This is a genomic window from Bradyrhizobium lablabi, from assembly GCF_018129385.1.
In the GTDB taxonomy this organism is placed as follows: domain Bacteria; phylum Pseudomonadota; class Alphaproteobacteria; order Rhizobiales; family Xanthobacteraceae; genus Bradyrhizobium; species Bradyrhizobium lablabi_C.
Map to the genome: position 1 here is coordinate 66,124 of NZ_JAFCLN010000017.1, position 25,248 is coordinate 91,371.

A 25,248-nucleotide genomic window follows, 5' to 3' on the forward strand; every position below is an offset into this window, starting at 1 on the left:
CCCTAGATGGCCTCGTCCGAAATCACCCTCGAAGCGGTTCCTTCCGTCAGCGACATCCCCGCTGCCGATTGGGATGCCTGCGCCAATCCGAAGGGCGATGCGGCCGGACTTGAGAATCTGGATACGCTGGCGCCTGCCGGCGATTCCTGCACCGCTTCAAAGGCCTACTACAACCCTTTCGTCTCCCACGCGTTTTTTGCCGCCGCCGAAGCCTCCGGCTCGGCCACGGCGCGCACCGGCTGGAGCGCGCGGCATCTGATCGCCAAGCTCGACGGCAGGATCGCCGGCATCGTGCCCTGTTACCTCAAGAATCATTCGCAAGGCGAATACGTGTTCGACCGCGGCTGGGCCGATGCCTATGAGCGCGCCGGCGGACGGTATTATCCAAAGCTACAGACCTCGGTGCCGTTCACGCCGGCGACCGGCCCTCGCCTGCTGATCCGCGACGGTGTCGACCGCGACCGCATCGGCGAGGCGCTCGCGGCCGGGCTGATGGCGCTGTGCAACGCGACCAATGCCTCCTCGGTGCACGTCACCTTTGCGCGCGAGGCGGAAGCGAAATTCCTGGCCGGCCACGGTTTCCTGATCCGCAACGACCAGCAATTCCATTGGCAGAATGACGGCTACAAAACCTTCGACGATTTCCTCGCCACGCTGAATTCGCGTCACCGCAAGGCGATCAAGCGCGAGCGTCGTGAGGCGCTCGCGGCCGGGATCACCATTCACTGGCTGACCGGCAGCGAGCTCAACGAGGAAGCCTGGGATGCCTTCTTCGCCTTCTACATGGAGACCGGTTCGCGCAAATGGGGCCGGCCGTATTTGACGCGAAAATTCTTCTCGCTGATCGGCGAGAGCATGGCCGATGACGTGCTGCTGGTGATGGCCAGACGCAACGGCCGCTGGATCGCGGGGGCGATCAATTTCGTCGGTTCGGACACGCTGTTCGGCCGCAACTGGGGCGCGATCGAGCACCATCCGTTTCTGCATTTCGAGGTCTGCTATTACCAGGCGATCGATTTCGCGATCCAGCGCGGGTTGAAGACGGTCGAGGCCGGCGCGCAAGGCGAGCACAAGCTGGCGCGCGGATACCTGCCGCAGACCACCTGGTCCGCACATTTCATTGCCGATCCCGATCTGCGCCGGGCCATCGCCGATTACCTCAAGCGCGAGCGCGCCTATGTCGCGGAAGCCGGCCGCGAACTCGCCGCCGCCGGCCCGTTCCGCAAAAGCGCTGATGACGCGCCTTAAGCGTTTCGGCTAAACATCTCAAAACAGTTCGATTTCAGGAGACGCCGCGATGCCCGCCTATGATCCGCAAAACCCCTTCGCAAAAATCCTGCGCGGCGAATTCCCCTGTTACAAGGTCTTTGAGGACGAGCATGTGCTTGCCTTCCTCGACATCATGCCGCGCTCGCCCGGCCACACGCTGGTGATCCCGAAACGCCCTGCCCGCAACATCCTCGACATCACGCCCGACGATTACGCGCACGTCGCCCGCGCCGCGCACCGGATCTCGGCCGCCGCGATGAAGGCGTTCAAGGCCGACGGCATCACCATCCAGCAATTCAACGAGCCTGCCGGCGGACAGGTCGTCTTCCACTTGCACATGCACGTGATGCCGCGCCACGACGGCGTGCAGCTGCTGCCGCCCGCCAGCCGCAAGGAAGACGCGAAAGTGCTGGAGGACAATGCGACGAAACTGATCGCGGCGCTGGGATAGTACACCTCGTCATTCCGGGACGCGCCGCTTGGCGCGGGCCCGGAATCCATACTCCCGATCGTGGTTATGGATTCCGGGCTCATCGCTTCGCGATGCCCCGGAATGACGGCTACTCCGTCTGAAAATCCCCGGGCTGCGGCGGGGCCAGCGGGGTGAATTCGCAGCGGTCCGGCTTGATGTCCAAAAGCGGCGTGTCGTCGAGGCAGTCGAGCCCGCGCACCAGGATGACATTGCCCTCGATGGCGACGAACTTGACGATCGAGGTCGCGATCGGGTTGGGCCGCACCGGCGAGCGCAGCGAGAAGGTGCCGCGGGTCTTCTGGTTGTTCTTCGGGCTTTGCAGCACGAGGTCGCGGCGCGACTGGTGCAGCCAGTAGATCACCTCGAGATTTTCGTAGAAATCGACGCCCTTGATGGCAGCCACCCAGGGCTCGAAGATCTCCAGCCGGCATACCGGGCCGTCCTGCCGTCCCTGCCGCGGCGTCTCCAGCCGCGAGGTCCAGGGCGTACGGATGCGGCCGATGAAGACGAGTCCGGCATCGCGCGGTGCGGGCATATCGACGGCGACTTCGCCCTCGCGCAGTTCACTTTCTCGAACCATGTTCTAATCCAGCGATATGTTGAGACTCTTGACCACGCCCGTCCAGCGCGCGCGATCCTCGTTGACGAATGCGTCGATCTCGGTTTGTGTCTTCGGGCGCAGCGGCGGGAAGCCGACCTTTTCCAGCGACGCACGGAATACGTCGTCGTTCAGCGCGCGGCTAAGACTCACGGTGATCTTCTGCGAGACATCGTCGGGCATCTTCGCCGGCGCGGCGATGCCGTACCAAACACCGACTGAATAGTCGGGATAGCCGCTCTCCGCAATGGTCGGCACCTCAGGCAGATCGGAGATGCGTTGCTTGGAGCTGACCGCCAGCGGACGCAGCATGCCGGCCTTGACCGGCGGTAACGCAGTGCCGAGCGTGTCGAACATCAACTGGATGTTGCCGGACAACAAATCCTGGAGCGCCGGCCCGGCGCCCTTGTAGGGCACATGCACGATGTCGACGCCAGCCATCTGCTTGAACATCTCGCCCGCCAGATGAATGGTGCCGCCGGTGCCGGCCGATCCAAAGTTCAGCTTGCCCGGGTTCTGCTTGGCGTAGGCGACGAATTCGGCGACGGTCTTTGCCGGGACCGACGGATTGACCTCCATCACCACGGGCAAATCGGTAATCAGCGCCAGCATCCGGAAATCTCTGACGGGATCGTAAGACAGTTTCTTGTACAGCACCGGGTTGAGCACGAACAGCGAGGCTGCCGTGAACAGCAGCGTGTAACCATCGGGGTCGGAACGCGCCACTGCCTCGGCGCCGATCGCTCCCTGCGCACCCGCCTTGTTCTCGACCACCACGGACTGCTTGAGATCGCGGCCGAGATATTCGCCGACCAGTCGGCCGAGTACGTCGGTCGGTCCGCCCGCGGCGTAGGGCACCACGAGCTTGATGGGACGCGTCGGGTAGTCGGCCGCAAAACCCTGCGGCGCTGTCAGAAGCGCCGCGACGAAGCCGATTACCAGTGCCGAGCCCTTGTGCCAGTTCATGTCGTCTCCCCGCGCGTTCTTCTTTTATGGTCCGACACTAGCCGATTGCGCGTTCGCCGCAATCAACCCAGCCACCATTTGCCCGCCAGCAGCACGATTTCACCGCAGGCAACGCCGGCAAAGGTCGACCGCCGTGCCAGCATGAACGCGGCAAAGCCGGCCGCGACCGCGCCGTAGCGCAGCAACTCCGGCACGGTGGCGAGTGCGCCCGGCGGCTGCACCAGAATTTGCGAGATCACACCGGCGAGGATGGCGGTCGCCACCGCCCTCACCCACACCAGCACCTCCGAGCCTTCGTCGACGCCGCTGCCGAACCACAGCCCGGCCCAGCGCCAGACTTCGTTGGGCAGAAAGCCCGCGACCACCAGGATCAGCAGCGCATGCCAGTCGCCGATAAAGCCGCTCATGCGCTGCGCCTCCGCCACCGATGCACGCCATAGGCAATGCTGCCCGCCGCCATGCCGCTGATCAGCACGTCGACGCCGGTATGAAACATCGCCACGACGGGATAGAGCGCGAGCCCGAGCACGAGCGCGAGAACGTCGGAAATCTCCTTGCAGTTGCGCGCGGTCGACAACAGGAACGCCAGCGGCGTCAGCATCAGGATCGCCGCCGCGAACAGAGGCGGCAGATTGGCGGCGAGCTGATAACCAAGCGTCGTGGCGATCATGCAGACGATGACGAGGCCGCAGCCGAGCCCGTGCACAAAGGCGATGCGGCTCCCGCGCGGCACCCGCGGCAGCAGGCGGTAGCATTCGACCCACAGGGTGACCGCGATGAAATGGGTCGCGAGGATGAGATGGCGCCGTTTGGTCTGCGGCGTGCGCAGCATCGGCAGCACCGACACCACCATCGGAAACAGCCGGATCGCGCTCAGGGTGACCGCTACCGCCGCCTGCACCACGGTGGCGCCGGAGCCGAGCGTCGAGATCAGGATGATCTGCGCCGGCCCGGCCCAGATCAGCAGCGTGCTCGCCAGCGCCCACCCCAGGCTGAAATGCGTGTCATGGGCGAGCGCGCCGATGCCCAGATAGGTCGCAAACAGCACCAGCGCGAGCACGGTCGTGCCGACGGCGCTCATCCCCCACGCGAAGGCGCGGAAGCGATTTTTCCATTGCGGGGACTCGAGCGGCGGCAGCGGCATGGCGATGCTTAACGCCGATGGCGGAACCGGCGTCAAGCGAGGGCGGTCTCAGGGCTGGCATGCAGCCGCGTACCTCAATGCGCCGCCACCTGCCGAACCGCATCCTCATACGGGCCCAGCGCGCGCTCCAGCAGATCGGTGTCGCCATATTCGACGATCTCGGCGATCTTGCCGTCACGAAATCTGAACACGAAGCAATACTCGTTGTTGTAGCGCTGACCGCTTTTGGTCTGCACATCACCGCGGATTTCGGCCACCACGAAATCGCCTTCGGCCACCAGATTGATGGCGCGCGCCCGGTACTCGGTGGCGAACAACGCGAACAGCGGCTTCAGCAAATTGGTCCGGACATCTTCCTGTCCCGCAAACCGCTTTGACCAACTGCTCTGGCCGGCCAGCCGCCAGACATAGTCCGGCTGCACGGACGCGCCGAACACGCTGCGGTCGCCGTTCTCCAACGCCGCATAGATCCGCCTGATCGTTTCCTTGTTCTCGATCGTTCCCATCTCGACTCTCCTTGCGAACCCGCAAAGCAAGGCGGGAGCGCAACGGTGATGCCTGACGGGCTGGAAAACTGCCAATCGATCGATGGCATATTCGCCATTCACGGTGCGAATGTCGGGAGCGCCCTAACCCGGCACGCCCCTGTTCTTCAGCACAAAGCAGGCGCCGCCGGCCTTGCGGATACGGTTGCAGAGGTTGTCGGCCTCTGCCCGCGTGTCCGCGCCGATGCGCACCTGATAGAACGTCGCCGAGCCTCGCGTGCGCAATCGCGAGCCGAGCAGGCTTGGATCCTGGTCGCCGATCACGGCGGAAAGATTCTTGATGGCGCGCGAATACATCGCGAGCGCCTTCTCGCGGGAGAAGCCGGCGGCGAGCTGCACGCCCCACACCTTGGCGGCGGAAACCGTCACGTGCTCTTCAAGCTGCGTGATGAACGGATTGGGCGCCTGTTTGAGCAGGACCATCAACTGGCGGCAGCTTGACGTTGGCGCACGCGCCGGCATCTTCTCGGTTCGCCCCGCCTTCGCCCATTCCTCCACCGTCGAGCCGGTGATGGCGGAGACGTAGTTGCGCGTCTCCATTGGCATCGGCCCCGTGCCGGCGAGCCATTCCCGCACGCGGCGGGGACCGGCATTGTAGGCAGCCGCGGCAAGGCCGAGATTGCCGAATTCGTTGCGCAGCTCGGCGAGAAACTCCGCGGATTTCGGCAGCGCCTGCACCGGACTGAAGGGATCGAGCAGGCCGCGCTCGCTTGCGGTGCCCGGCATGAACTGCGCGATCCCCTGCGCGCGCTCGCCGCTCCGCGTCACCGGCCCGACGGCGTTGGCCTGGAAACGGCTTTCCTGCCAGATCACGCGCGCGAAAAATTCCAGCGGCAGGCCTTCCGCCCTTGCCGCGGATTCGATCATCAGGCACATCGCCTCGCGGGTGTCGCTCTCGCGCCCCTGATCGGCGGTCTTTTGACCCAGTAGCGATCGCGCAGCACTGGAGCGCGTCGCCTCTCCGGCATCTTCGGCCAGCGCCGGCGCGAACACGCACAGCAGCGCCGCCAATCCCAATACCGCGCGCACTGGCTGATACAATTGCATTGCTGTTCCCGCGCGACCTCGCTTGACAGAGGGAACCCGTGGTCTAGCTATTGTGATAACAATGATGGCGCGCATATGGGAGCGCAAGATGACCGCACCGTCCGACGAGCAGCCCGGCTTTGCGCCCGACGACGACGCGCCGATCGGCTACATGCAGCGCACGCGCGATTACTATGAAGCGATCGGTTATGAGACCCCCTATCGCTGGGCGCATTACACCACAGCCCCGTTCCAGCCGCTGAAGAAGCCGCTCAACGAGGCCCGCGTCGCCATCATCACCACGGCCGCGCCTTACGATGCCGCCAAGGGCGATCAGGGCCCCGGCGCGGCCTATAATGGCGGCGCGAAGTTTTACACCGTCTATGACGGGGACACCTCGAAAGCCCACGACCTTCGGATTTCCCACATCGCCTATGACCGCACGCACACCTCGGCCGAGGACAGCGGCACCTGGTTTCCGCTGCCGCAGCTTCTGCGTCTTGCGCGCGAGAAGCGGATCGGCGGCGTTGCCCCGCGCTTCTTCGGCGCGCCGACCAACCGCAGCCATCGCGTCACGATCGAGACCGACGCGCCTGAAATCTTGAAGCGTTGCCGCGAGGACAAGGTCGATGCCGCGGTGCTGGTGCCGAACTGCCCGGTCTGCCACCAGACGGTCAGCCTGGTGGCCCGGCATCTGGAAGCGGGCGGCATTTCCACCGTCGTGATGGGCTGCGCCAAGGACATTGTCGAGCACGCGGCGGTGCCGCGCTTCCTGTTCTCCGACTTCCCGCTCGGCAACTCCGCGGGCAAGCCGCACGATGTCGCCTCGCAAGCCTTCACGTTCGAGCTGGCGCTGCGGGTGCTGGAGACCGCGCCGGCCGCGCAGACCACGGTGCAGTCGCCGCTGCGCTGGAGCGCGGACCATTCCTGGAAGCGCGACTACAGCAATGCGGCCATGCTGAGCGCGGAAGAGCTCGCCCGGCGCCGCCGCGAATTCGATGCCCAGAAGCAGATCGCCCGCGGCATTCGCGAAAGCGCGGCGTAGACCAGAGCATGATCCGGAAAAGTGGATACCGGTTTTCCCTCGCGACAAACGCGAAGCGTTTGCGCGGAGATCATGCTCAAACAAAAAGAGCCCCGCATTTTCGGTAAATCCGTCCGGGATCGGTTTACGTTAACGCGACATACTTTCCCGGCCTCATCTTCTATTCCGGCGGAAGGCGCGTAGTGTGACCTCCCTATTTGGGAGGTTTCCATGCTGGATCGGCGCCAAAGCCCGCGCGACAAGGTGCTCTACGGCGGCGTGGCCGAAATCAACGAGCGCGGCTCGACCGTGGACTGCGTCGTTCGCAATGTCAGCGAGACCGGCGCCTGCGTCGAATTCAACCAGGCCGCAAAACTGCCCGAGGAGATGCGGCTGACCATTCCGCGCAAGGGCCGCTCGTTCCTCGCCAGGATGATCTGGCGGCAGGCCGATCGCGTGGGCCTCGCCTTCCGCACCATGGTGACGGACCCGCCGACCAGCGATCTCGAAGAGCGGCTTCGCATCAGCCAGATCAAGCAGCGCCAGCTCAAGCGCCGCATCAAGGAGCTGATCGGCCAAGACTGACGGCGGGCTTCCCCGCCCTAACTCAATCCGGTAAATTACCCCTTGCCCTCGCCTTCTGGTTGCGCTTAGTTTCGTGCAACTTGGGGGAGAGGCAAGTAATGCGTATCGTGGGGATTGCGGCGCTGTGCGCCGTCGTGGGCGGCTGTGCGTCGGTCTCGCGCGGAACAACCGAAAACATCAGCATCGCGTCGACACCGTCCGGCGCCGAGGCCACCATCACCGGATTAGATGTGCCGACAGCCTGCGTGACGCCGTGTGCGGTCGTCGTCAAACGCAATGCGGATATTTCCGTCGCCTTCCAGAAGGAAGGATATGCGCCGCAGATTGTTCAGCTGACCAAAGAAGTGCCCGGAACCGGCGCTGCCGGTTTCGCCGGCAATCTTCTGCTCGGCGGCATTGTGGGCATGGGCGTCGACGCCTACACGGGCGCTGCGACCGACCACAAGCCAAATCCCGTTACCGTCACGCTCGAACCGCTCGCCCCGCCTGCGCCTGCGCGCCCGCCGCGCAAGCCGCGCCCGCCGGCAGCGCCACAGGCGGGAACGTAAATTCGTCAAAAGAAAAAGGCCGGCTTTACCGCCGGCCTTTGTCGTCAAATCCGCATCACGCCTTCACCAGCGGTCCCCGCGAGGGCGGGACACTAGGCCGCCCACCGCCGCCATTGGGGCCGCCCGGCGGCTTCGGCTTGCGCGGCTTGCGCGCGCCCGGCAGCTTTTCCGGCTTTGGCGTGACCGGGCCTTCGACGAATTCGAAGCCGATCTTGTCCTTGGCCGTCGCCTCGTCCTTGACCAGCACGACGCGGACGTGGCCGCCACCCTTGAGCTGGCCGAACAGCACCTCGTCGGCCAGCGGCTTCTTGATGTGCTCCTGGATCACGCGGGCCATCGGCCGCGCGCCCATCTGCTCGTCGTAACCATGTTCGATCAGCCAGGCCTTTGCGGGCTCCGACAGTTCGATGGTGACGTCGCGGTCGGCAAGCTGCGCCTCGAGCTGGAGGACGAACTTTTCGACCACCATGCCGATCACGTCGGCATTGAGATGCGCGAACGAGACAATGGCATCGAGGCGGTTGCGGAATTCCGGCGCGAACTGCCGGCTGATCGCCTCGTGGTCGTCGCCTTCCCGCTTGTTGCGGGTGAAGCCGAAAGCCTGCCGTGCCAGATCGGCGGCGCCCGCATTCGTGGTCATGATCAGGATCACGTTGCGGAAGTTGACCTGCTTGCCGTTATGGTCGGTCAGCCGGCCATGATCCATGATCTGTAGCAGCACGTTGTACAGGTCCGGATGCGCCTTCTCGATTTCGTCGAGCAGCACCACGCAATGCGGATGCTGGTCGACGCCGTCGGTGAGCAGGCCGCCCTGGTCGAAGCCGACATAGCCCGGAGGCGCGCCGATCAGGCGCGACACCGTGTGCCGCTCCATGTATTCGGACATGTCGAAGCGCAAGAGCTCCACGCCGAGCGAGGCCGCGAGCTGCTTTGCCACCTCGGTCTTGCCGACGCCGGTCGGGCCCGAGAACAGATAGCTGCCGATCGGCTTTTCCGGCTCGCGCAGGCCGGCGCGCGCCAGCTTGATCGAGGCCGAGAGCGATTCGATCGCCTTGTCCTGGCCGAACACTACGCGCTTTAAGGTCTGCTCGAGATGCTTGAGCACCTCGGCATCGTTCTTCGACACGCTCTTGGGCGGGATCCGCGCCATGGTCGCGATCGTGGTTTCGATTTCCTTGATGCCGATCGTCTTCTTGCGCTTGTTCTCCGAGACCAGCATCTGCGCCGCGCCGGATTCGTCGATCACGTCGATCGCCTTGTCAGGCAGCTTGCGGTCGTGGATGTAGCGCGAGGAGAGCTGCACCGCAGCCTCGATCGCCTCGTTGGTGTATTTCAGCCGGTGATAGTCCTCGAAATACGGCTTCAGGCCTTTCAGGATCGCAATCGCATCCTCGACCGTCGGCTCGTTGATGTCGATCTTCTGGAAGCGCCGCACCAGCGCGCGGTCCTTTTCGAAATGCTGGCGGTATTCCTTGTAGGTGGTCGAGCCCATGCAGCGGATGGTGCCCGAAGCCAGCGCAGGCTTGAGCAGATTGGAGGCATCCATGGCGCCGCCGGAAGTGGCCCCTGCCCCGATCACCGTATGAATCTCGTCGATGAACAGGATGGCGTTGGGGTGCGCTTCCAGCTCTTTCAGGACCTGCTTAAGCCGCTCCTCGAAATCGCCGCGGTAGCGCGTGCCCGCCAGCAGCGTGCCCATGTCGAGCGAGAACACGGTGGCGGCCGCCAGCACTTCCGGCACCTCGCTGTCGACGATGCGCTTGGCCAATCCTTCCGCGATCGCGGTCTTGCCGACGCCGGCCTCGCCCACGAACAGCGGGTTGTTCTTCTGCCGGCGGCACAGCACCTGGATGGCGCGGTTGATCTCGCTGTTGCGCCCGATCACCGGATCGATCTTGCCGTCGCGCGCCTTCTTGTTGAGGTTGACGCAATAGGTCTCGAGCGCCTCGCCCTTCTTCTTCGAGTCCTCATTGCCCTTGGTCTCGGTCTCCTCATCGACGCCGCGCACCGGGCGCGCTTCGGAGACACCGGGCCGTTTGGCGATGCCGTGGCTGATGTAGTTGACCGCGTCGTAGCGCGTCATGTCCTGCTCTTGCAGGAAATACGCGGCATGGCTCTCGCGCTCGGCGAAGATCGCGATCAGCACGTTGGCGCCGGTCACTTCCTCGCGGCCGGAGGACTGGACGTGAATCACCGCGCGCTGGATCACGCGCTGGAACCCCGCCGTCGGCTTGGCGTCATCGGCGCCGTCAGTGACGAGATTTTCGAATTCGGTCTCGAGATAGTTGACGAGGCTGGTGCGCAGCTTGTCGAGATCGACGCTACAGGCGCGCATCACCGCAGCCGCATCGGAATCGTCGATCAGCGAGAGCAGCAGATGCTCGAGCGTCGCATACTGGTGATGGCGCTCGTTGGCGATCGCCAGCGCACGATGCAGGGATTGTTCCAGGCTTTGAGAAAAAGTCGGCATTCGCGTCCTCTGTGCCCCCAGGGCATCATGATCGCCATTACCCGGTCAGGCAACAACAACCTTTGTCATCTTTTAGCTCATATAGTTACGCTCGATCATGGCGAAAGGCCGGTCCCGCAGCGGTAGTTTTCCTCTAAAATCTTCGTGCGGACACAGCGCCGCCTCCGCAAATCAACGGGGATGCGGCGTTTCCGTTGCAAAAAAGAATGCAAAAGCCGTTCCGCCTGCGGCGGGCGACGGACCGGCGCTACTTCTTTTCCATCACGCATTGCAGGGGATGCTGGTGCTTGCGCGCAAAATCCATCACCTGCGTCACTTTGGTCTCGGCGATCTCGTAGGTGAACACGCCGCACTCTCCGATACCGTGGTGATGGACATGCAGCATGATCTTGGTCGCGGCCTCGACGTCCTTCTGGAAAAACTTTTCCAGCACATGAACGACGAACTCCATCGGAGTGTAGTCGTCGTTCAGGATCAGCACCCGATAGAGGTTCGGCCGCTTGGTCTTCGGCTTGACCTTGGTGATGACCGAGGTCGAGGGACCGCCAGTACCATTGGTGCGGTTGTCATCGTTGCTCATTTCCGGAGCAAACGTGACGGCGACGGACGGATCAGGTCTGGAAGCTGATTGCAACATGGCGCAGACGTTCGAAAACTCCCCACGGAAGCCGGACAACGCTCTGGCGTCCCCCGGGTTTCTCCAACTGGAGCCGCCCGACGGGTTCCCGCAACGCTTTCCAGATCGCCGCTGCCGGCCGGAACGGACCCCGTCGAGGCCGGCTCGGTGACACAAATATGGGTCCAGAGCCGGTCTGCCGCAAGCGTCGTTCGCCGCCCGCGGCAAGGGCCGATTCCCGGTTCGGCGATCCGGACAAGGTTAATCAATCCTGCCCGATTTGACAAAAAAATGGAGGGTCCGTTTAGCGGCCATTGACGATAGGCCGGGCTTTTCCGCCCAATTCGTGGCTTGCGCGGCAATTGACCCACATTTCGCCGGACCGGTTTACCACCTGTTTAGCCGCCTAACCCGAAATGGCGGGCATAAAACCCCAATTTCGGTGACAACCATGTCTGGTGCATCCATTTTTAGTCGCGTTCGTACGGCCGCCAGCCGGTTTGCAGGCGCAGATCAGGGCAACATCGCGGTACTCTTCGCGATCGCCTCCGTACCGATCATCAGCTTCGTCGGTGCCGCCATCGACTATAGCCGCGCCAATGCCGCCCGCACGGCGATGCAGGCCGCGCTCGATTCCACCTCGCTGATGCTCGCAAAGGATCTTTCGGAAGGCCTGATCAAGGAGGCGGACGTCAACTCCAAGGCGCAAACCTATTTCAACGCGCTATTCCACAACAACGACGCCCAGTCGGTCACGGTCAACGCGTCCTACACCCCCCAGACCAGCATGGGTTCGACCATCGTCGTCAACGGCTCGGGAAACATAAAGACCGACTTCATGAAGGTCGCCGGCTTTCCCAAGCTCGATTTCAACACCAGTTCGACCTCGGCATGGGGCAACGTGCGCATGCGCGTCGCCATGGCGCTCGACAACACGGGCTCGATGGCTGACGACGGCAAGATGCCGGCGATGCAGAAGGCCGCGAAGAGTCTGATCGATCAGTTGAGCGGTCTCTCCAAGACCACCGGCGACGTCTACATTTCGATCGTTCCCTTCGCCAAGGACGTCAACGTCGGCTCCAGCTTCGTCAACGCCAACTGGATCGACTGGTCCGAGTGGAACGGCGACAACGGTACCAGCACCTGCAACACCCGGGATTGGCGCGGCAACTGCACGAGCTCCACCTGGACACCGGACGACCACAGCAAGTGGACCGGCTGCGTCATGGACCGCGCGCAGCCCTACGACACCCTGAACACGACGCCGACCTCGGATACCAACACCAAGTTCCCGGCCGAGCAGTATTCCTACTGCAAGCCAGGCTCCAGCGCCTATCTCCAGCCGATGCTGGGGTTGAGCGCAGACTGGACAACCCTGAAGAAAAAGATCGACGACATGAAGCCGACCGGCAATACCAACCAGAGCATTGGTCTTGCCTGGGCCTGGATGACGCTCGGCACCAGCGATCCGTTCCCTGCGCCTCCCAAGGATTCGAACTACCAGTACAAGGACGCGATCGTGCTGTTGTCGGACGGCAAGAACACCCAGAACCGCTTCAGCAGCAACCAGGGCCAGATCGATGCGCGTCAGAAGATCCTGTGCGACAACGCCAAGGCCCCGCCCAACAACATCATCATCTATACCGTTCAGATCGACACCGGCGGGGATGGCCAGCAGGATGTCATGAAGTATTGCGCCAGCTCGTCGGACAAATACTTCTACATCACCTCCCCCACGCAGACCGTGGACGCGTTCAACAACATCGGCACGTCGCTCTCGAAACTGCGCGTCGCCAAGTAGGATAACGGCAGACACGTAAAAGCCCGGCCTTGCGGCCGGGCTTTTTGATTCCAGTTGATTCCAGCGGTGCCGAAGCGGCGATTAGTGCGCCGGCGCGAACTTCGCGGCCAGGCCTTCGAGCGGCTTGAAGGACTGCTTGGCGAGATCGGCGTAGAGACCGGCGATCTTCTGCGATTCCGCGACGAAGGTCTCGTAGGCCGTCTTGGCGTATTCGCTCTGCGCTTCCAGCGCCTTGTCGAGCGACTTCACGCCCGAGAGCTTTTCCGCGAACGACTTGGTGTCCTCGTAGGACTTCTTGGCGTATTCGCCATAGGCGGTCACGATCGCCTGCACGCCGCTCTGATAGTTGGTGGCGTTGGCGACGGCCTGCTCGTATTGCTCCTTGCCGTACTTCTGAATGTCTTCAATCTTGACCATCAACGAAGTCCTTTCCCAGACTGATTGGATTCAAGCTGCCGGGAGTCCCGGCTCCTCGGACGCGCCGATACCATACTGCATCGCACAATAAAGTCAATGAATCTTGTGCGACGCACAATCGTTCGCACAAACTCCGCAAATTGCCCGAAATCCCGCAGTGCTACGCAACGGTTCGTTAATCTTTTGGAAACTCGCGCCCCCTAACCTGATTCCCGGACTTGTTCGCCTTCCGGCAGACAGCCAGAAAGCTGTTTGTCAACAGCACCTTAGCTAGAACAGCGGCTTGACCGGCGTCCCGGATCAACAGCATTGTCCGGCTCACCGGGTTGAGCATGGGTAACGGCGCCGGCCGTTGGGCACAATTTTGCCTCACGAACCGGTGATCAAGACAGAAAATGGGGACGGGGAAGTTTATGCTTCGTACAACCTGGGCTTCCTCGCGCGTGCTGCGGCTCTGCGTTCTTGGGCTCGCCACCGCCACATCAGCCATCATTTTCACGACCGATAGCGCGGACGCGCGACGCTACCGCCGTCACGTGCGCCACCAGGAGGCGCGGGCGAGCTACAGCCCCGCCTTTGCATCGATCATCGTGGATGCCAATTCCGGCGCGACGCTACAGTCGAACAATCCGGACGCTCTCCGCCGCCCCGCTTCGCTGACCAAGATCATGACGCTCTATCTGCTGTTCGAGCGTCTCGAAGCCGGCAAGATGACCCTCGACACCCAAATGGACGTGTCGGAGCACGCTTCCGAACAGGCGCCGACCAAGCTCGGTCTCAAGCCCGGCCAGACCTTGCGCGTCGAGGACGCCATCAAGGGTCTCGTCACCCGCTCCGCCAACGACGCTGCCGTCGTGATCGCCGAGGCGATCGGCGGCGACGAGGAGAGCTTTGCCAAGCTGATGACGCGCAAGGCGCGCGCGCTCGGCATGAGCAAGACGACCTATCGCAATGCCTCCGGCCTGCCCGACGACGAGCAGCTCACGACCGCGCGCGATCAGGCGACGCTCGGCCGCGCCATCCAGGATCGCTTCCCGCGCTATTACCGCTATTTTGCGACATCGGTGTTCGTCTATCGCGGTCATTCCATCCGCAACCACAATCGCCTGCTCGGCAATGTCGAGGGTGTCGACGGCATCAAGACTGGCTACACCCGCGCGTCCGGCTTCAATCTCGTGACCTCGATGCGGCGCGGCAACCGCCATCTGGTCGGCGTCGTGATGGGCGGCCGCAGCGGCGGTTCGCGCGATGCCACCATGCGCAATCTGCTTGCTGAAAATCTCGAGAAGGCCTCGGCCAAGCGCACCGTTGCCGCCATCAGCGAGCGCAATCCTGCCGAAGCCAATACCGAGGTCGCCGAAGCGGATACGTCGCGGTCGCAGGCAACCGTTCAGGTCCAGGGCACCGCCCAGGCGGCGGCCGAGCCCGGCATCGATGCGATGCAGCAGACCCGGTCGGCCGCACCGGCCAAACCATCGATCATGGCGGCGGCCGCGGCGGCCTTGCCACCGTTGCCCGCAAAACCCCAAGCCAAAGCCGAGACGGCCAAGCCTGAGCCGGCGCCGCTCACCAGCGGCGTGATCCAGACGCAGCAGATCGCGGCGATCCCCGGCTCCGCCGAGCCGATGAAGCCGGTCCGGGTCAAGACCGTTCAGGTCAAGGCCGGGCCGATGAAGCTCGCCGCCGCAGGTCCCTCGCAAACCACCCCATCCGTCACCCACGCGATCCCGCCCGCACGCGGCGACGTCGCGGAGACCTCCAACGCCGTCGTCGCCAAAGCGGAAGTCGCCAAGCCTGAGCAACCGGCAAGGATCGAGCCGGCACGGACCGAGCTGCCGCCGCAGCCGCCGGGCCACGGCACCGGCCAGGGTGTGCTCGGCGTGCTGCCCGCCTCCAGCGTCGCCCCTGCCCCGTCGCAGGCGATGGCCTATGCCGATCCGCAAAAGGCCCAGGCCGTGCAGCAGAACGCCGCCCTCAAGCCGGCCGCCGCTGCTGCGCCCGCCCCTGCTCCGACGGTGCGCAGCGGATGGATCATCCAGGTCGGCGCGCTCGAGAGCGAGGGCGAAGCCCGTTCGCGCATCGAGGCGGCCCGCAGCCATTCAAAAGGCCTGCTCAACAAGGCCGACCCCTTCACCGAGCCGGTCGTAGCCAAGGATAACCGAAAACTGTTCCGCGCCCGCTTCGCAGGCCTTGAGCGCGATCAGGCGGAAGCTGTGTGCCGCACGCTCAAGCGCGCCGACATTCCCTGCATCACCGCGCGCAACTGACCTCGACGCTTCGTTCGACTGCAAAAGCCGGCGCTTGCGCCGGCTTTTTCATTTGCAGCGGCACTCGGCGCAGCGCGCCTGCGCAAACTTCTCGTCAACAATTTACGGTTAAATTTATCGAAAGGGCGATCCGACCATGCCGGGCAACGGCGGGCGGAATGGGGCGTCGATCAGGGCAGATACGAGCAGCTCTCGGCTTGTAGCGTTTGGTAGCGTTGCCGGAGTTAGCTGTGATGCGTTCGAAGCAAGGTATCCTTGGCCTCGTTTACACGGGCGGCGAGATACGTCGACCCCCCTTGGTCGGGATGGAGTTTCTTCATCAGGGTGCGATGCGCTCGTCCGATTTCGTCGCGGCTCGCCCCCGCCTCCAGGCCAAGGATCTGATAGGCCTCCTCCGCCGTCATTTTGCCGCTCGCCGCCGCGCGGCTCTGCCGCCCTGCCCCGTTGCCCTGCGCGTTCTGACGCCAGGCGGGAAACCGGCGGTCCAGATAGCTTTCAAGTAACGACACGCTCTCGGCGTCGAACGCCGGCATCATCGCCAGCAGTTCCTCGAGGCCAAACTCGCGCAGCGAGCGGCCGGCATTGGGACCGGCCACGATCTCGCCCGCCAGCTCGCCGCTGTCGTGATCGAGCGTCATGTCGAGGAATTGCGAGCGCACCCGCGAGCTTTGCCCGGACGAGCGCTGCGCGCCGCCGCCGAAGATCCCGCCGAGATTGGGAAAGCCCATGTTCTGCGCCGGCGTCCAGCCGAGCAGCCCGGCCCCGAACAGGCCGAGCGGAATCGCCACCACGAATTCACCGCGGATGCCGGTAAAGGCCGCAACGGCCAGCGCCAGGATGCCGCCGACCAACCGGATCGCGCGCGCGAGCACGGCGGGATTGGCCGCGCGAAACATCTGTAGCGCGAGGTAAAGGATGACAACAGCGACGGCACCGGCAATCAGCGTAGGCATGGCTACAATATAATCCTGCGAACCGGAAAAAGCATCGCGGCAATCGCCGCATCCGTCTTGGTTCAGGTCTTGGCGCGGGCCAAGCGAACTTACTATCTAGCCTCCAACCGCAAGCCGACTCTGGAGGCCGCATGGCGGACGGATTGACGAACCTCAAAAGCAGTTTCGGGCCGAGCCAAACGATGGATCGGCTTGAGGCCGACGTGAAAGCCCGCGGCATGGCGGTGTTTGCCCGGATCGATCACGCCGCCGGCGCCGCAGCCGCGGGGCTTGTGCTGCGACCGACCGAGGTGCTGATCTTCGGCCATGCCAAAGGCGGAACGCCGTTGATGCAGGCGGCTCAAACCATCGGCATCGACCTGCCGCTGAAGGCGCTGGTCTGGCAGGACGACGCAGGCACCACGTGGCTCTCCTACAACGATCCCTCATGGCTCGCCCGGCGGCACGCGCTGCCCGGCGAGACCGAGGCTGCGATCGGCAATATCGCAGCCGCGCTGCGTGCAGTCGCGCAGGCAGCGACATCGCCGTGACCAGACGCGCCGCGCGCGATTACTTCATCTGACCGATCAGTTTGGCGGCGCCGGCGCCGGTCTTCGACAGCCGCATCAGCGCCTCGCGCCCGCCCGCCGCATAGGCCGCCGCCGCCCGCAGCAATTCGCGCAGTTGCGCCGCAGCGCCCGGATCGAACCGGCACCACGCGCCACCCGTCAGCCGCGCGATCTCGCGAAACGCCTGCTCGGCGGTCGGATCATGGCCTTCCTGGAACATGAACACGGGCACCTTGAGCAGCCCGAGCTCGCCGGCCTTGGCGCAGAGGTCGTCGACGGATTCTTCCATGGCATCGCCGACGAACACCACGGCGCGCACGCCGGAGGACACCGCCTCGCGGCGCGATTCCGAAAGCACTTTTCCGATCTGGGTGTTGCCGCCCTGGCAATCGATGCCGCTCATCAGCTTTGCCAGCTTGCCCGAGTCCGAAATCCAGCCGGTGGCGCGGCATTCGTTCAAGCCCCGGTAATAGACCAGGCGGATATCGAGGCTGCCGATCGCGGCAGCTTCGCGGAACATGTCGGCCTGTAGCGTGCAGGCCATGTCCCATGTCGGTTGCCGGCTCATGGTGGCGTCGAGCGCGAACACCAGCCGGCCCCTCGCGCCCGCGGCATGCGGCGAGACCGCACGCGCCGCGGCGACGAAGGCCGCGATATCGTCCGAGGTGGATCGCGCGTCCGGCAGCGGGCGGGACCCGCGCGCGGCTACGTCGCTCTGCGATTTCGGTTTGCTGGGTTCGCCGGCCATAAGCGCTCGCCAAAGCTGGTGCAACTTATGTGGAGGCCGTTCGAAGCGCGGTCAATGCTTCCGACGGTCGGATCCGCGAGCAGCAAGCGAACGGATCAGTTCGCCACGGCCTTCGACTTCTTGTCGGGCACGAACAGCGACACTGGACCCGGCTCGGTCATCGCCGGCGGAGCCTTGTTGGTCGCCACCGGCGCGAGATCGCTGTCGGTGTCGTTCAGGAACTTGTCGAGCATGCTCTGGATCGAGCTCTTGGCCGAGTCCGGACCAGTGTCGCGCATGTCGTTGTGCTGGAAGCCGGTGTCGACCACGGTGATGCCGGCCTTCTCGCACTCTTCCGCGTCGGGCACGACGCCGGCGTCAGGCTTGAACTGGGTGTCCTTGGAACGGAACGACAGGATCTTGAACTTGCCTTCGGTCAGGAACGGCACGCGCAGATTGTCCAGCGTCACGACTTTCTTGATCTCGTCGGGATACTGCTTTGCAAAGTACATCGAGATGTCGCCGCCCATCGAATGGCCGACCATGGTCAGCCGGGTGTAATCGGCGTTGGGCTGGATCTTCTTCATTTCGTCGACGGCGAAATGAATGTTGGCGACGCCGCGCTGGATCTGCGGCAGGCGGCCGACATAGAGCTCGCCGGCCTTCGTCACCATCGGCGGATCGGTCGGCAGATCATGCTGCGGGGCGAGCACCAGATAGCCGCGGAAGGCGAATACGTTGGAGAGGAACGAGTACTCGGTGTTCTTCACGGTGTTGCCGTGGTTGATCACCGCCACCGGCAGCTTGATCATGCCGGCGTTAGCCTGCAATTCCTTGTCCCAACGCACGGCGACGTGCACCGGCACCAGACGGTTGTTGCGCGCAGGATCGTGGAAGGCAATCGTCTCATGCCGGATCGCCCACTTGCTCGCGCTGAAATAGGCGGCAACAAGCAACGCGGTCAGTGAAAGCAGAACGGCAATTCCACGTTTCATTTCGTCCTCGGCGCAACCTGTGTAGCCTCCGCTGGAGGCTTGTTTTTCGTTGCGGGACTCTGCGGTCCCTTGTTGGTTATATATGTCACAGCGACGTGACAGGAAGTCCAAATCTTGTGAAGTGCCCGCCTGATCATTGTGCGATGCACCCATCGCTTGGGCAGACGTCAGCAAGCTTCGGTTCCGTACTATCCGACGGCACCACTCAAAGTCTGGTTCAATTCTTAGGTAAAGCCTCAGTGAAAACGGAATAATCGCTGAATTGTTCCGTCGCAAGCCCGGGATCGCCCGGGACCCTGGGTACCAGCCTACCTGCGATCAGGCTTCGCTTTTGGCGGAATAAGCACTCAGGCGCCGAAGCTCGCGCGCTACGCGGCGAGGCTCGAGCGCTTACGCGCCGAGGATGTCGTGGGTTTCCAGCGGCTTGTCGACCTGGTTGAACCACTCGGCCCGGTTGGCGGCGCGGCGGCGGCCGCGCTCATCGAGCGGCAGCTTCAACTGGCGAAGCAGGCTCGTCACCTCCTCGCGCGCGGTGACGTGGCCGAGGCTTGGCCGGGTGCCCAGCGTTACCTCGTCGATATCGTCGAGCGCAGTCAGCCCGCGGGGGAAGAACTCGCGGTAGACGACTCGCTCGGCGAATCCGTCGACCGCGCGGAAGCCGAGCCGGAACGACAGTTCGTTGAGACCGTCGGCGACGAGTTGCTTGTTGCGGGAACCGATCATCGACAGGCGGTTGCGCACCACGATCCAGTCGGTGGAGGCGCCGTCGAGCTGGCGGCGCTTGCGGCGGGTGTCGCGCACCATCTCCGAATAATGGCTCTCGCCGGTCACCGCATAGGTTTGGGGATCGACGGTGCCGAGCACATCGAAATCGAGGAACGAGTCGTTGATCGGGGTGACCAAAGTGTCGGCCATCGAATGCGCCAGCCGCATCAGATAGCTGTCGTTGCCCGGCGTATCGATCACAATAAAATCAAAGGTATGCTCGACCGCGCTCACCGCATCCATGAACTGCTGGAATTCCGAATTTTCGTTGTCGGCGACCTGCATGGTCAGCCCGGCCTTGATGCAGCTATGCACCGGCAGCTCGAGCCGAAGGCCGGTGCGGCGCGCCCACGCGCTGCGGTTGTTGATGTAGCGGGTGAAACTCTGCTGGCGGCAGTCGAGGTCGATGGTGGCAACCCGCTGACCGGCTTTCATCAGGGCGACAGCAATATGCAGGGCGGTGGTGGATTTTCCCGAACCGCCCTTTTCGTTGCCCAGCACCACGACGTGTGCCGAACCGGACTGCCCCTGACTGGCTTGCAGCAGCATGACTCAACCCCTGTTACATCTTCGAGATAGGTCATACCGCGGTCAAGCGAAATGCGCGGCAGCCCACTCGAATTACTATAGCTACGGCCTTATTCATAATTCGTGTGTGCGAGAGGTCACGCCCTGGTTCATTTTTTTGTATCATTGCGTACCGGAGCGGCCGCTGGCCGACGCCGCTTGGCGCTTCCCGGCCCGCCTTGATATGGTCCGCCTTCCCGCCGCCATGCGGCCAGGCTCACGGCCTTCCCGCCCCCGACTGACCGAGCAAAAATGTCCCGAAATCCCATGGTCGTCCGTAACGTCCCCGCCCTGCGTCGCGCGCTCGATGGCCTTCGCGCCAGAAAGGCCACGGTCGCGTTGGTGCCCACCATGGGTGCGCTCCATGACGGACATGTGTCGCTGGTTCGTCTTGCCAAACGAAGGGCGGGAAGAGTTGTCGTCTCGATCTTCGTCAACCCGACGCAATTTGCGCCGACGGAGGATTTCGGCTCTTACCCGCGCACTTGGAAGGCCGATATTGCCAAGCTTGCCGCAGAGAATGTTGAACTGATCTGGCATCCTGATGTCAAAAACATGTACCCGGAAAGATTTGCGACAAAAATCTTGCTGGAGGGTCCGGCGACCGTCGGGCTGGAGGATCGCTTTCGCCCGCACTTCTTCGGCGGCGTGGCAACGGTGGTCGGAAAACTCTTCACGCAGGTCCGCCCGGACGTTGCGATCTTCGGCGAGAAGGATTTTCAGCAGCTTCGCGTGGTGACGCAGATGGCGCGGGATCTCGATCTCGGCGTCAAGGTGATCGGCTCGCGCACGGTACGCGAACGCGACGGTCTCGCGATGTCCTCACGCAACGTCTACCTCTCGCAGGACGAACGCCGCATCGCCCCCACGCTCTACAAGGCCATGAAGGAAGCGGCAGCGCGGCTGCGCGCCGGCGGCGACGTGGAAACGGCCATGGCGGCCGGCCGGACGATGATCGAGAACGCGGGATTTGCGCTCGATTACCTCGAGGCCCGCCACGCCGAGACGCTGGAGCCGATCGGCTCGCTAAAGGAAGGGCCGATGCGGATGCTGGTGGCGGCCAAACTTGGAACCACCCGGCTGATCGACAACATCGCCGTCTAGCGCATCATCCTGACCCGAAGGGCCCCGTCGGCGCAAAGTGGGGACCGGCTTTCGGAGACGATGACGCGCCAGATATCAAAGTAACCCGAGATCGCGGAGTTCGCGGCGCAGCGGTTCCGGCATCGCGGCCACGCCCTTGCTCGCCGACCTCGTGAGATCTGGCGGCGCTGCATCTTCGGCCAGATAGCGCCAGCCCTGGAACGGGCGCATCGGGCGCGGCGACACGGCGATCACCTTTGGCTGCATCACGAGGCGGCAGCGTCCGATGCCGTCCTTGTCGCGGAACGGCTCGAGGGCGATGATCTTTTCCCGCGCCGCGATCTCGCCGCGGATTACCCAATAGAGCGAGCCGCCGGCCAGAATTTCTTCCTCGCGCTTCGGCGTCATTCGCGTGATGTGGATGTGGCGCTGCGGCAGGCCCTTTTTCTTTGCGGTCGCCATCCGTTCGGCAACCCATTCCTTGAGTTCCTTGACGGAGTCGCAGCCGACCGCGAGCTTGATGAGATGGAGTGCCATGAGCCGCTCAATAGCGGGCGGCATCAGCTTTTGAAAGCATCATTCGTTGTCGGCGGCGGGAGCCTGTGGAGCCGGTGGAGAACTCGGCGGCGCGGCCGGCGCGAGTTGTGTCGGGGCTTGTGTCGGCGCGCGCGCTGATTTCGGCGCCGGCTGCTTCTTCGGCGCCGCCGGTGGCGCTGGTGCCGCCGCAGATGCCGGTGCCGCGGGCGCCGGTGACGGACGCGCAGCCGGCGGCGCGGCGGCCGGGGGTGCCGCGGCGCGGGCCGGCGGCGTAGTAGGCTCCGGCGTCATGATGCTGACCGCCGGTGTCGATGAAGCCGACGGGAATTCGGCATTGGTCGGCTTGCCTGTCGGCATGCCCGGCGGGAGCGCCGCCAGGGCGCCGGTCGGCGGGGCCGCCGCTGCCGGCGGTGCGTTCCACGTGCCCGAATAGCGCACCACCAGCCCCTCGTAGACGCGCTCGTCCATGTTGGACGCAACCTGACGGCTGTTGGTGAGCGAGCGGAACGCCGGACAGGCCGCCGACGTGCAGCGGTCGCGCGCCATCAGCACATAGGCCATCAGCCCGTAGCGGTCGCGCTCGACCGCGCGCCGCAACGCTTCCAGTTCAGGCGTGAGATTGCGGTTGGCCGTAGCGACATCGCCGGCCGACGTCAGCCGCGAAATCTGCGAGGCGGCATAGGCCACCGCGGCGGCGGTGGATTCGGCTGTGCCGAACAGCACCTTTTCGCAGGCATTGAGCACCGCATCGCCGGCGAGATCATCGACGCAGGCGAGCGCCGGCAGTGATGCCGCCACCAGCGATGGCGACGACGGCCGATCGGCGGAAGCAGCCTGTCCGCCCGGAAAACCGAACGCGCGAATGGTGGCCGTCGCGGCCACGCCGATCGCCAGCAAGGTGATGACGGTCAGCGCGCCGTTGGCGACCGATCTTTCCGCGCGCAGCAGCGTGATGAGCAGGATGATCCCGAAGAATCCCGCCGCGGCCAGCGTCAGCCACATCGGAAATGCTTGCGCATGCCAGAGCTCGTCCAGCGAGGAAGCCCAAGCCCAATTCACGATAGAGCCCAATTCATGACAGAGCCCAGTTCATGCGCGATGCCCCCTCAACGCGGCAAAACACATTCGGCGCGGCGTCCGTCCCGGACGCGCTCAAGAATCGCGCAGAATGTGATTGCGAACCGGGCCTTTTTGACGGCGCGTCAGGATGGAACCCGTTACACCGCCGGGCCTTGCACGCAATTCCTTCAGGACAGGGCGAGCTGGCTTTCCTTCGCCACCCGCTCGAATGCTTCGGTCGAACTCTTGATCCGGTACTGACAGTCGTCACCCTCCGTCGGCAACAGGCGGATCACCTCGTAGGTCCCGCTGGCGGCCGGACGCGACACGTTGCTGGCAGTAAAATAGACGGTCGTTCCCACCGGGTACTTATGCTTCAACGCCCTCTCCATACAAGAAAGTGCCGGCCAGGCTCACGGTCCCGCAGCAAAAGGCCGGCTGAGAAACCCCGCGACAACCTAGCACAGGCGCGCGCGCATTGGGAAGCAAATCCCGACATGGCAAATGCGCAAATTTTGCAAGCTTTTCAGAACGATAAGCCGCCGGTAAAGCGCTGAATGCAAATTCCGGAAGAGCGCCCGCCGGCCATTGGCCGCCAACAAGCGGCCGCAAAGTTGCCATGATCCACAGGGGCCGCGCGGCCCCTGTCTACACGGTCTCGAACCGCTCGATCACGAGCGTCTCGGCGAGTCCCTCGCCGGTCCATTGCTGGAATGCCGCCAGCGATTGCATGGCGTCGTAGTAATGCCGGGCCGCCGGCGCGACCTCGATCGCATAGGTGCGGAAGCGGTGCACCACCGGCGCGTACATCGCATCCGCCGCGCCGAAGGCGCCGAACAGGAACGGCCCGCCATAGCGGCGATGGCATTCGCTCCAGATCTCCTGGATGCGCGCGACGTTGGCGCGGGCATCCTCCGACAGCGCGACGGCGCCGATCGGCCGGTGCAGGTTCATGCCGCATTCGTTGCGGAGCGCCGCGAAGCCCGAATGCATCTCGGCCGAGATCGAGCGCGCATGGGCGCGGCTTGCGGAATCCTCCGGCCACAGCTTCTTGCCGGGAAATTTCTCCGCGAGGTATTCGATGATCGCAAGCGAATCCCAGATGACGAGATCGCCGTCGATCAGCGCCGGCACCTTGCCGGCGCGCGAAAAGCCCAGGATACGCTGCTTGTCGGCGGGATCGTCGGTGTAGAGCGGGATGAACACCTCATCGAACGGAATGTCGCTCACGCGCAAGGCGAGCCACGGCCGCATCGACCATGACGAATAGTTCTTGTTGCCGATCACGAGCTTTAGCATGGCCATGCAAGGATATCCCCGTTCGTTTGCCATCTTGCCACGGCGAACAAGACACGTTCAACCATCGCATGACCGCGGCAGGTAATGGGAGCTAGCCGCCGGAAAAATCCTTCGGCGTGAAGACGAGATCGAGCGCCTTCCATTCGCCGTAGCGGTCCGGCGGCAGCATGGCGTAGGGCTGACACGCCTTCAGCGCCGCAATCGCGCTTTGCAAAAGCTCGATCGCCTTGACGTTGGCGCTGCCGCCACCCACGGCAGGATCGCCGGCGAGCCGGCCCTCCTGTGTCAGGAACACGCGGAGCTTTACCAGGACGTTGTCGGAAGGTGCGACCGACGCCGGCAGTTTAGCGCAGGTCTTCAGATGCCGGCGAAACTCGGCGACCACGCTGGAAGAGACATCGGCCTTCACGGATGTCGTCGAGGCATCGTAGCCATCTTCGGATTTTTGACCGGCATCGCTCGCGGCGGTCTGCATCGGCAGTTCCGGCGGCAAGCCGAGCGCGATGTTGTACTTCACGGTGAGATCGGGTTGCGCAGGCGCGTAGCCGGGCACGGAAGCGCCGACCATCGCCTTCGGCGCAGCGGCCACCTGTCGCTGGCTTTGATCCGGCCCCGGCGGCTGGACAGCTTGCGGAGACGGCGGCGGCGCGGCTCGAGGTGCCGACGGCGCCGGATCCGACGCGGTCTGTTGTGCCAGAGACGAAAAATCGAGCGGCGATTTTGCCGGCTCCGGCGGCTTGGGCGTTTCCGGCACGACCTCCTGCGGCGTAACGATGTCGACCGCGATCGTTTCCGCCGTCACCGAATGGAACGGATGCACGTCGGAGACGTACAGCACCAGCGCCAGAATCGACAGATGTGCGATCGCCGACGCCGTCACGCCCGTGCGTATGGCCGGTTGCGGTTCCAACTTGCTGACGAATTTTTTCTTGACGCCCTGCCCCGACAATAGCGCGTAGGGCACAAC

27 protein-coding genes are annotated in these 25,248 nt (G+C 63.9%); 9 read left to right on the plus strand and 18 right to left on the minus strand.

The window, feature by feature from the left end:
* Nucleotides 1-6: 6 nt before the first annotated feature.
* Together JQ628_RS26090 and JQ628_RS26095 are read left to right on the plus strand one after the other, a co-directional pair.
* Nucleotides 7-1,248: a GNAT family N-acetyltransferase gene (locus tag JQ628_RS26090; RefSeq protein ID WP_212226872.1), complete on the plus strand. Its 1,242-nt coding sequence runs from the start codon at nucleotides 7-9 to the stop codon at nucleotides 1,246-1,248.
* Between the two features lie 49 nt (nucleotides 1,249-1,297).
* Nucleotides 1,298-1,720 carry an HIT family protein gene (locus tag JQ628_RS26095; RefSeq protein ID WP_212226874.1) on the plus strand — a complete coding sequence of 141 codons (423 nt, stop codon included), beginning with the start codon at nucleotides 1,298-1,300 and terminating at the stop codon, nucleotides 1,718-1,720.
* Between the two features lie 109 nt (nucleotides 1,721-1,829).
* Here the strand turns inward: JQ628_RS26095 and tsaA are convergent, their stop codons facing one another.
* The 6 genes from tsaA to JQ628_RS26125 form a co-directional block, all read right to left on the minus strand.
* Complete coding sequence (gene tsaA / locus JQ628_RS26100) at nucleotides 1,830-2,321, minus strand: tRNA (N6-threonylcarbamoyladenosine(37)-N6)-methyltransferase TrmO (RefSeq protein WP_212226876.1); 492 nt, start codon at nucleotides 2,319-2,321, stop codon at nucleotides 1,830-1,832.
* 3 nt (nucleotides 2,322-2,324) lie between these two features.
* Nucleotides 2,325-3,305, minus strand: a complete 981-nt coding sequence (locus JQ628_RS26105; RefSeq protein ID WP_212226878.1) for a Bug family tripartite tricarboxylate transporter substrate binding protein — start codon at nucleotides 3,303-3,305, stop codon at nucleotides 2,325-2,327.
* Between the two features lie 62 nt (nucleotides 3,306-3,367).
* Nucleotides 3,368-3,712: an AzlD domain-containing protein gene (locus tag JQ628_RS26110; RefSeq protein ID WP_212226879.1), complete on the minus strand. Its 345-nt coding sequence runs from the start codon at nucleotides 3,710-3,712 to the stop codon at nucleotides 3,368-3,370.
* Nucleotides 3,709-4,449, minus strand: a complete 741-nt coding sequence (locus tag JQ628_RS26115; protein WP_212226881.1) for an AzlC family ABC transporter permease — start codon at nucleotides 4,447-4,449, stop codon at nucleotides 3,709-3,711. Before JQ628_RS26115 ends, JQ628_RS26110 begins: the two co-directional genes overlap by 4 nt.
* A 74-nt stretch (nucleotides 4,450-4,523) precedes the next feature.
* Nucleotides 4,524-4,955, minus strand: a complete 432-nt coding sequence (locus JQ628_RS26120; protein WP_212226883.1) for a nuclear transport factor 2 family protein — start codon at nucleotides 4,953-4,955, stop codon at nucleotides 4,524-4,526.
* Between the two features lie 123 nt (nucleotides 4,956-5,078).
* Complete coding sequence (locus tag JQ628_RS26125) at nucleotides 5,079-6,041, minus strand: lytic transglycosylase domain-containing protein (protein WP_212226884.1); 963 nt, start codon at nucleotides 6,039-6,041, stop codon at nucleotides 5,079-5,081.
* An 88-nt stretch (nucleotides 6,042-6,129) separates the two neighbouring features.
* Here JQ628_RS26125 and JQ628_RS26130 point away from each other — a divergent pair, with 88 nt between their 5' ends.
* The 3 genes from JQ628_RS26130 (at nucleotide 6,130) to JQ628_RS26140 (ending at nucleotide 8,177) form a co-directional block, all read left to right on the plus strand.
* Nucleotides 6,130-7,065 carry a glycine/sarcosine/betaine reductase selenoprotein B family protein gene (locus JQ628_RS26130; protein ID WP_212226886.1) on the plus strand — a complete coding sequence of 312 codons (936 nt, stop codon included), beginning with the start codon at nucleotides 6,130-6,132 and terminating at the stop codon, nucleotides 7,063-7,065.
* A gap of 210 nt (nucleotides 7,066-7,275) precedes the next feature.
* On the plus strand, nucleotides 7,276-7,629 hold the full coding sequence (locus JQ628_RS26135; protein WP_212226888.1) for a PilZ domain-containing protein: 354 nt from the start codon (nucleotides 7,276-7,278) through the stop codon (nucleotides 7,627-7,629).
* A gap of 98 nt (nucleotides 7,630-7,727) precedes the next feature.
* Nucleotides 7,728-8,177, plus strand: a complete 450-nt coding sequence (locus tag JQ628_RS26140) for a PEGA domain-containing protein (protein ID WP_212226890.1) — start codon at nucleotides 7,728-7,730, stop codon at nucleotides 8,175-8,177.
* 55 nt (nucleotides 8,178-8,232) lie between these two features.
* On the opposite strand, the gene clpA is transcribed toward JQ628_RS26140, so the two are convergent.
* Entirely contained in the window at nucleotides 8,233-10,647 is a 2,415-nt protein-coding gene (gene clpA, locus JQ628_RS26145; RefSeq protein WP_212226892.1) for an ATP-dependent Clp protease ATP-binding subunit ClpA, read from the minus strand.
* Between the two features lie 247 nt (nucleotides 10,648-10,894).
* Nucleotides 10,895-11,227, minus strand: a complete 333-nt coding sequence (clpS, locus tag JQ628_RS26150; protein WP_212226894.1) for an ATP-dependent Clp protease adapter ClpS — start codon at nucleotides 11,225-11,227, stop codon at nucleotides 10,895-10,897.
* Between the two features lie 487 nt (nucleotides 11,228-11,714).
* Between clpS and JQ628_RS26155 the strand changes: the two genes are divergently transcribed.
* Nucleotides 11,715-13,064, plus strand: a complete 1,350-nt coding sequence (locus JQ628_RS26155; protein ID WP_212226896.1) for a vWA domain-containing protein — start codon at nucleotides 11,715-11,717, stop codon at nucleotides 13,062-13,064.
* Nucleotides 13,065-13,145: 81 nt separating this feature from the next.
* On the opposite strand, the gene JQ628_RS26160 is transcribed toward JQ628_RS26155, so the two are convergent.
* Nucleotides 13,146-13,481 carry a phasin family protein gene (locus tag JQ628_RS26160; protein WP_212226898.1) on the minus strand — a complete coding sequence of 112 codons (336 nt, stop codon included), beginning with the start codon at nucleotides 13,479-13,481 and terminating at the stop codon, nucleotides 13,146-13,148.
* Nucleotides 13,482-13,894: 413 nt separating this feature from the next.
* On the opposite strand from JQ628_RS26160, the gene JQ628_RS26165 reads away from it, so the two are divergent.
* Complete coding sequence (locus JQ628_RS26165; RefSeq protein WP_212226900.1) at nucleotides 13,895-15,748, plus strand: serine hydrolase; 1,854 nt, start codon at nucleotides 13,895-13,897, stop codon at nucleotides 15,746-15,748.
* Nucleotides 15,749-15,972: 224 nt separating this feature from the next.
* Here JQ628_RS26165 and JQ628_RS26170 read toward each other — a convergent pair whose 3' ends face one another.
* A complete protein-coding gene (locus tag JQ628_RS26170) occupies nucleotides 15,973-16,701 on the minus strand; it encodes a DnaJ domain-containing protein (RefSeq protein ID WP_212226901.1) in 729 nt (242 codons plus the stop codon).
* 131 nt (nucleotides 16,702-16,832) lie between these two features.
* Between JQ628_RS26170 and JQ628_RS26175 the strand changes: the two genes are divergently transcribed.
* Nucleotides 16,833-17,231, plus strand: a complete 399-nt coding sequence (locus JQ628_RS26175; protein WP_212226902.1) for a DUF302 domain-containing protein — start codon at nucleotides 16,833-16,835, stop codon at nucleotides 17,229-17,231.
* Between the two features lie 19 nt (nucleotides 17,232-17,250).
* Here JQ628_RS26175 and JQ628_RS26180 read toward each other — a convergent pair whose 3' ends face one another.
* The 3 genes from JQ628_RS26180 to JQ628_RS26190 form a co-directional block, all read right to left on the minus strand.
* Nucleotides 17,251-17,997, minus strand: a complete 747-nt coding sequence (locus tag JQ628_RS26180) for a VWA domain-containing protein (protein ID WP_212226905.1) — start codon at nucleotides 17,995-17,997, stop codon at nucleotides 17,251-17,253.
* A gap of 95 nt (nucleotides 17,998-18,092) precedes the next feature.
* A complete protein-coding gene (locus tag JQ628_RS26185) occupies nucleotides 18,093-18,971 on the minus strand; it encodes an alpha/beta fold hydrolase (RefSeq protein ID WP_349628127.1) in 879 nt (292 codons plus the stop codon).
* A 390-nt stretch (nucleotides 18,972-19,361) separates the two neighbouring features.
* A complete protein-coding gene (locus tag JQ628_RS26190; protein WP_212226907.1) occupies nucleotides 19,362-20,285 on the minus strand; it encodes a division plane positioning ATPase MipZ in 924 nt (307 codons plus the stop codon).
* A gap of 270 nt (nucleotides 20,286-20,555) precedes the next feature.
* Between JQ628_RS26190 and panC the strand changes: the two genes are divergently transcribed.
* Nucleotides 20,556-21,407: a pantoate--beta-alanine ligase gene (panC, locus tag JQ628_RS26195; RefSeq protein ID WP_212226909.1), complete on the plus strand. Its 852-nt coding sequence runs from the start codon at nucleotides 20,556-20,558 to the stop codon at nucleotides 21,405-21,407.
* A gap of 75 nt (nucleotides 21,408-21,482) precedes the next feature.
* Here panC and JQ628_RS26200 read toward each other — a convergent pair whose 3' ends face one another.
* The 5 genes from JQ628_RS26200 to JQ628_RS26220 form a co-directional block, all read right to left on the minus strand.
* The gene (locus tag JQ628_RS26200) at nucleotides 21,483-21,923 is read right to left on the minus strand and encodes a DUF1489 family protein (RefSeq protein ID WP_212226910.1); all 441 of its coding nucleotides are present in this window, start codon (nucleotides 21,921-21,923) and stop codon (nucleotides 21,483-21,485) included.
* 39 nt (nucleotides 21,924-21,962) lie between these two features.
* Nucleotides 21,963-22,982 (minus strand): hypothetical protein, encoded by a 1,020-nt coding sequence (locus JQ628_RS26205; RefSeq protein WP_212226911.1) that lies wholly within the window; start codon nucleotides 22,980-22,982, stop codon nucleotides 21,963-21,965.
* Nucleotides 22,983-23,170: 188 nt separating this feature from the next.
* Entirely contained in the window at nucleotides 23,171-23,374 is a 204-nt protein-coding gene (locus JQ628_RS26210; RefSeq protein WP_212226912.1) for a hypothetical protein, read from the minus strand.
* 256 nt (nucleotides 23,375-23,630) lie between these two features.
* Complete coding sequence (locus JQ628_RS26215; protein ID WP_212226914.1) at nucleotides 23,631-24,287, minus strand: glutathione S-transferase family protein; 657 nt, start codon at nucleotides 24,285-24,287, stop codon at nucleotides 23,631-23,633.
* Nucleotides 24,288-24,372: 85 nt separating this feature from the next.
* Nucleotides 24,373-25,245 carry a hypothetical protein gene (locus tag JQ628_RS26220; RefSeq protein ID WP_349628128.1) on the minus strand — a complete coding sequence of 291 codons (873 nt, stop codon included), beginning with the start codon at nucleotides 25,243-25,245 and terminating at the stop codon, nucleotides 24,373-24,375.
* Nucleotides 25,246-25,248 lie beyond the last annotated feature (3 nt).

Excerpts from the sequence above, each read along its gene's own strand:
- JQ628_RS26090 (WP_212226872.1), top strand. The coding sequence starts at position 7 with ATGGCCTCGTCCGAAATCACCCTCGAAGCGGTTCCTTCCGTCAGCGAC.
- JQ628_RS26095 (WP_212226874.1), top strand. The coding sequence starts at position 1,298 with ATGCCCGCCTATGATCCGCAAAACCCCTTCGCAAAAATCCTGCGCGGC.
- tsaA (WP_212226876.1), bottom strand. The coding sequence starts at position 2,321 with ATGGTTCGAGAAAGTGAACTGCGCGAGGGCGAAGTCGCCGTCGATATG.
- JQ628_RS26105 (WP_212226878.1), bottom strand. The coding sequence starts at position 3,305 with ATGAACTGGCACAAGGGCTCGGCACTGGTAATCGGCTTCGTCGCGGCG.
- JQ628_RS26110 (WP_212226879.1), bottom strand. The coding sequence starts at position 3,712 with ATGAGCGGCTTTATCGGCGACTGGCATGCGCTGCTGATCCTGGTGGTC.
- JQ628_RS26115 (WP_212226881.1), bottom strand. The coding sequence starts at position 4,449 with ATGCCGCTGCCGCCGCTCGAGTCCCCGCAATGGAAAAATCGCTTCCGC.
- JQ628_RS26120 (WP_212226883.1), bottom strand. The coding sequence starts at position 4,955 with ATGGGAACGATCGAGAACAAGGAAACGATCAGGCGGATCTATGCGGCG.
- JQ628_RS26125 (WP_212226884.1), bottom strand. The coding sequence starts at position 6,041 with ATGCAATTGTATCAGCCAGTGCGCGCGGTATTGGGATTGGCGGCGCTG.
- JQ628_RS26130 (WP_212226886.1), top strand. The coding sequence starts at position 6,130 with ATGACCGCACCGTCCGACGAGCAGCCCGGCTTTGCGCCCGACGACGAC.
- JQ628_RS26135 (WP_212226888.1), top strand. The coding sequence starts at position 7,276 with ATGCTGGATCGGCGCCAAAGCCCGCGCGACAAGGTGCTCTACGGCGGC.
- JQ628_RS26140 (WP_212226890.1), top strand. The coding sequence starts at position 7,728 with ATGCGTATCGTGGGGATTGCGGCGCTGTGCGCCGTCGTGGGCGGCTGT.
- clpA (WP_212226892.1), bottom strand. The coding sequence starts at position 10,647 with ATGCCGACTTTTTCTCAAAGCCTGGAACAATCCCTGCATCGTGCGCTG.
- clpS (WP_212226894.1), bottom strand. The coding sequence starts at position 11,227 with ATGAGCAACGATGACAACCGCACCAATGGTACTGGCGGTCCCTCGACC.
- JQ628_RS26155 (WP_212226896.1), top strand. The coding sequence starts at position 11,715 with ATGTCTGGTGCATCCATTTTTAGTCGCGTTCGTACGGCCGCCAGCCGG.
- JQ628_RS26160 (WP_212226898.1), bottom strand. The coding sequence starts at position 13,481 with ATGGTCAAGATTGAAGACATTCAGAAGTACGGCAAGGAGCAATACGAG.
- JQ628_RS26165 (WP_212226900.1), top strand. The coding sequence starts at position 13,895 with ATGCTTCGTACAACCTGGGCTTCCTCGCGCGTGCTGCGGCTCTGCGTT.
- JQ628_RS26170 (WP_212226901.1), bottom strand. The coding sequence starts at position 16,701 with ATGCCTACGCTGATTGCCGGTGCCGTCGCTGTTGTCATCCTTTACCTC.
- JQ628_RS26175 (WP_212226902.1), top strand. The coding sequence starts at position 16,833 with ATGGCGGACGGATTGACGAACCTCAAAAGCAGTTTCGGGCCGAGCCAA.
- JQ628_RS26180 (WP_212226905.1), bottom strand. The coding sequence starts at position 17,997 with ATGGCCGGCGAACCCAGCAAACCGAAATCGCAGAGCGACGTAGCCGCG.
- JQ628_RS26185 (WP_349628127.1), bottom strand. The coding sequence starts at position 18,971 with ATGAAACGTGGAATTGCCGTTCTGCTTTCACTGACCGCGTTGCTTGTT.
- JQ628_RS26190 (WP_212226907.1), bottom strand. The coding sequence starts at position 20,285 with ATGCTGCTGCAAGCCAGTCAGGGGCAGTCCGGTTCGGCACACGTCGTG.
- panC (WP_212226909.1), top strand. The coding sequence starts at position 20,556 with ATGTCCCGAAATCCCATGGTCGTCCGTAACGTCCCCGCCCTGCGTCGC.
- JQ628_RS26200 (WP_212226910.1), bottom strand. The coding sequence starts at position 21,923 with ATGGCACTCCATCTCATCAAGCTCGCGGTCGGCTGCGACTCCGTCAAG.
- JQ628_RS26210 (WP_212226912.1), bottom strand. The coding sequence starts at position 23,374 with ATGGAGAGGGCGTTGAAGCATAAGTACCCGGTGGGAACGACCGTCTAT.
- JQ628_RS26215 (WP_212226914.1), bottom strand. The coding sequence starts at position 24,287 with ATGGCCATGCTAAAGCTCGTGATCGGCAACAAGAACTATTCGTCATGG.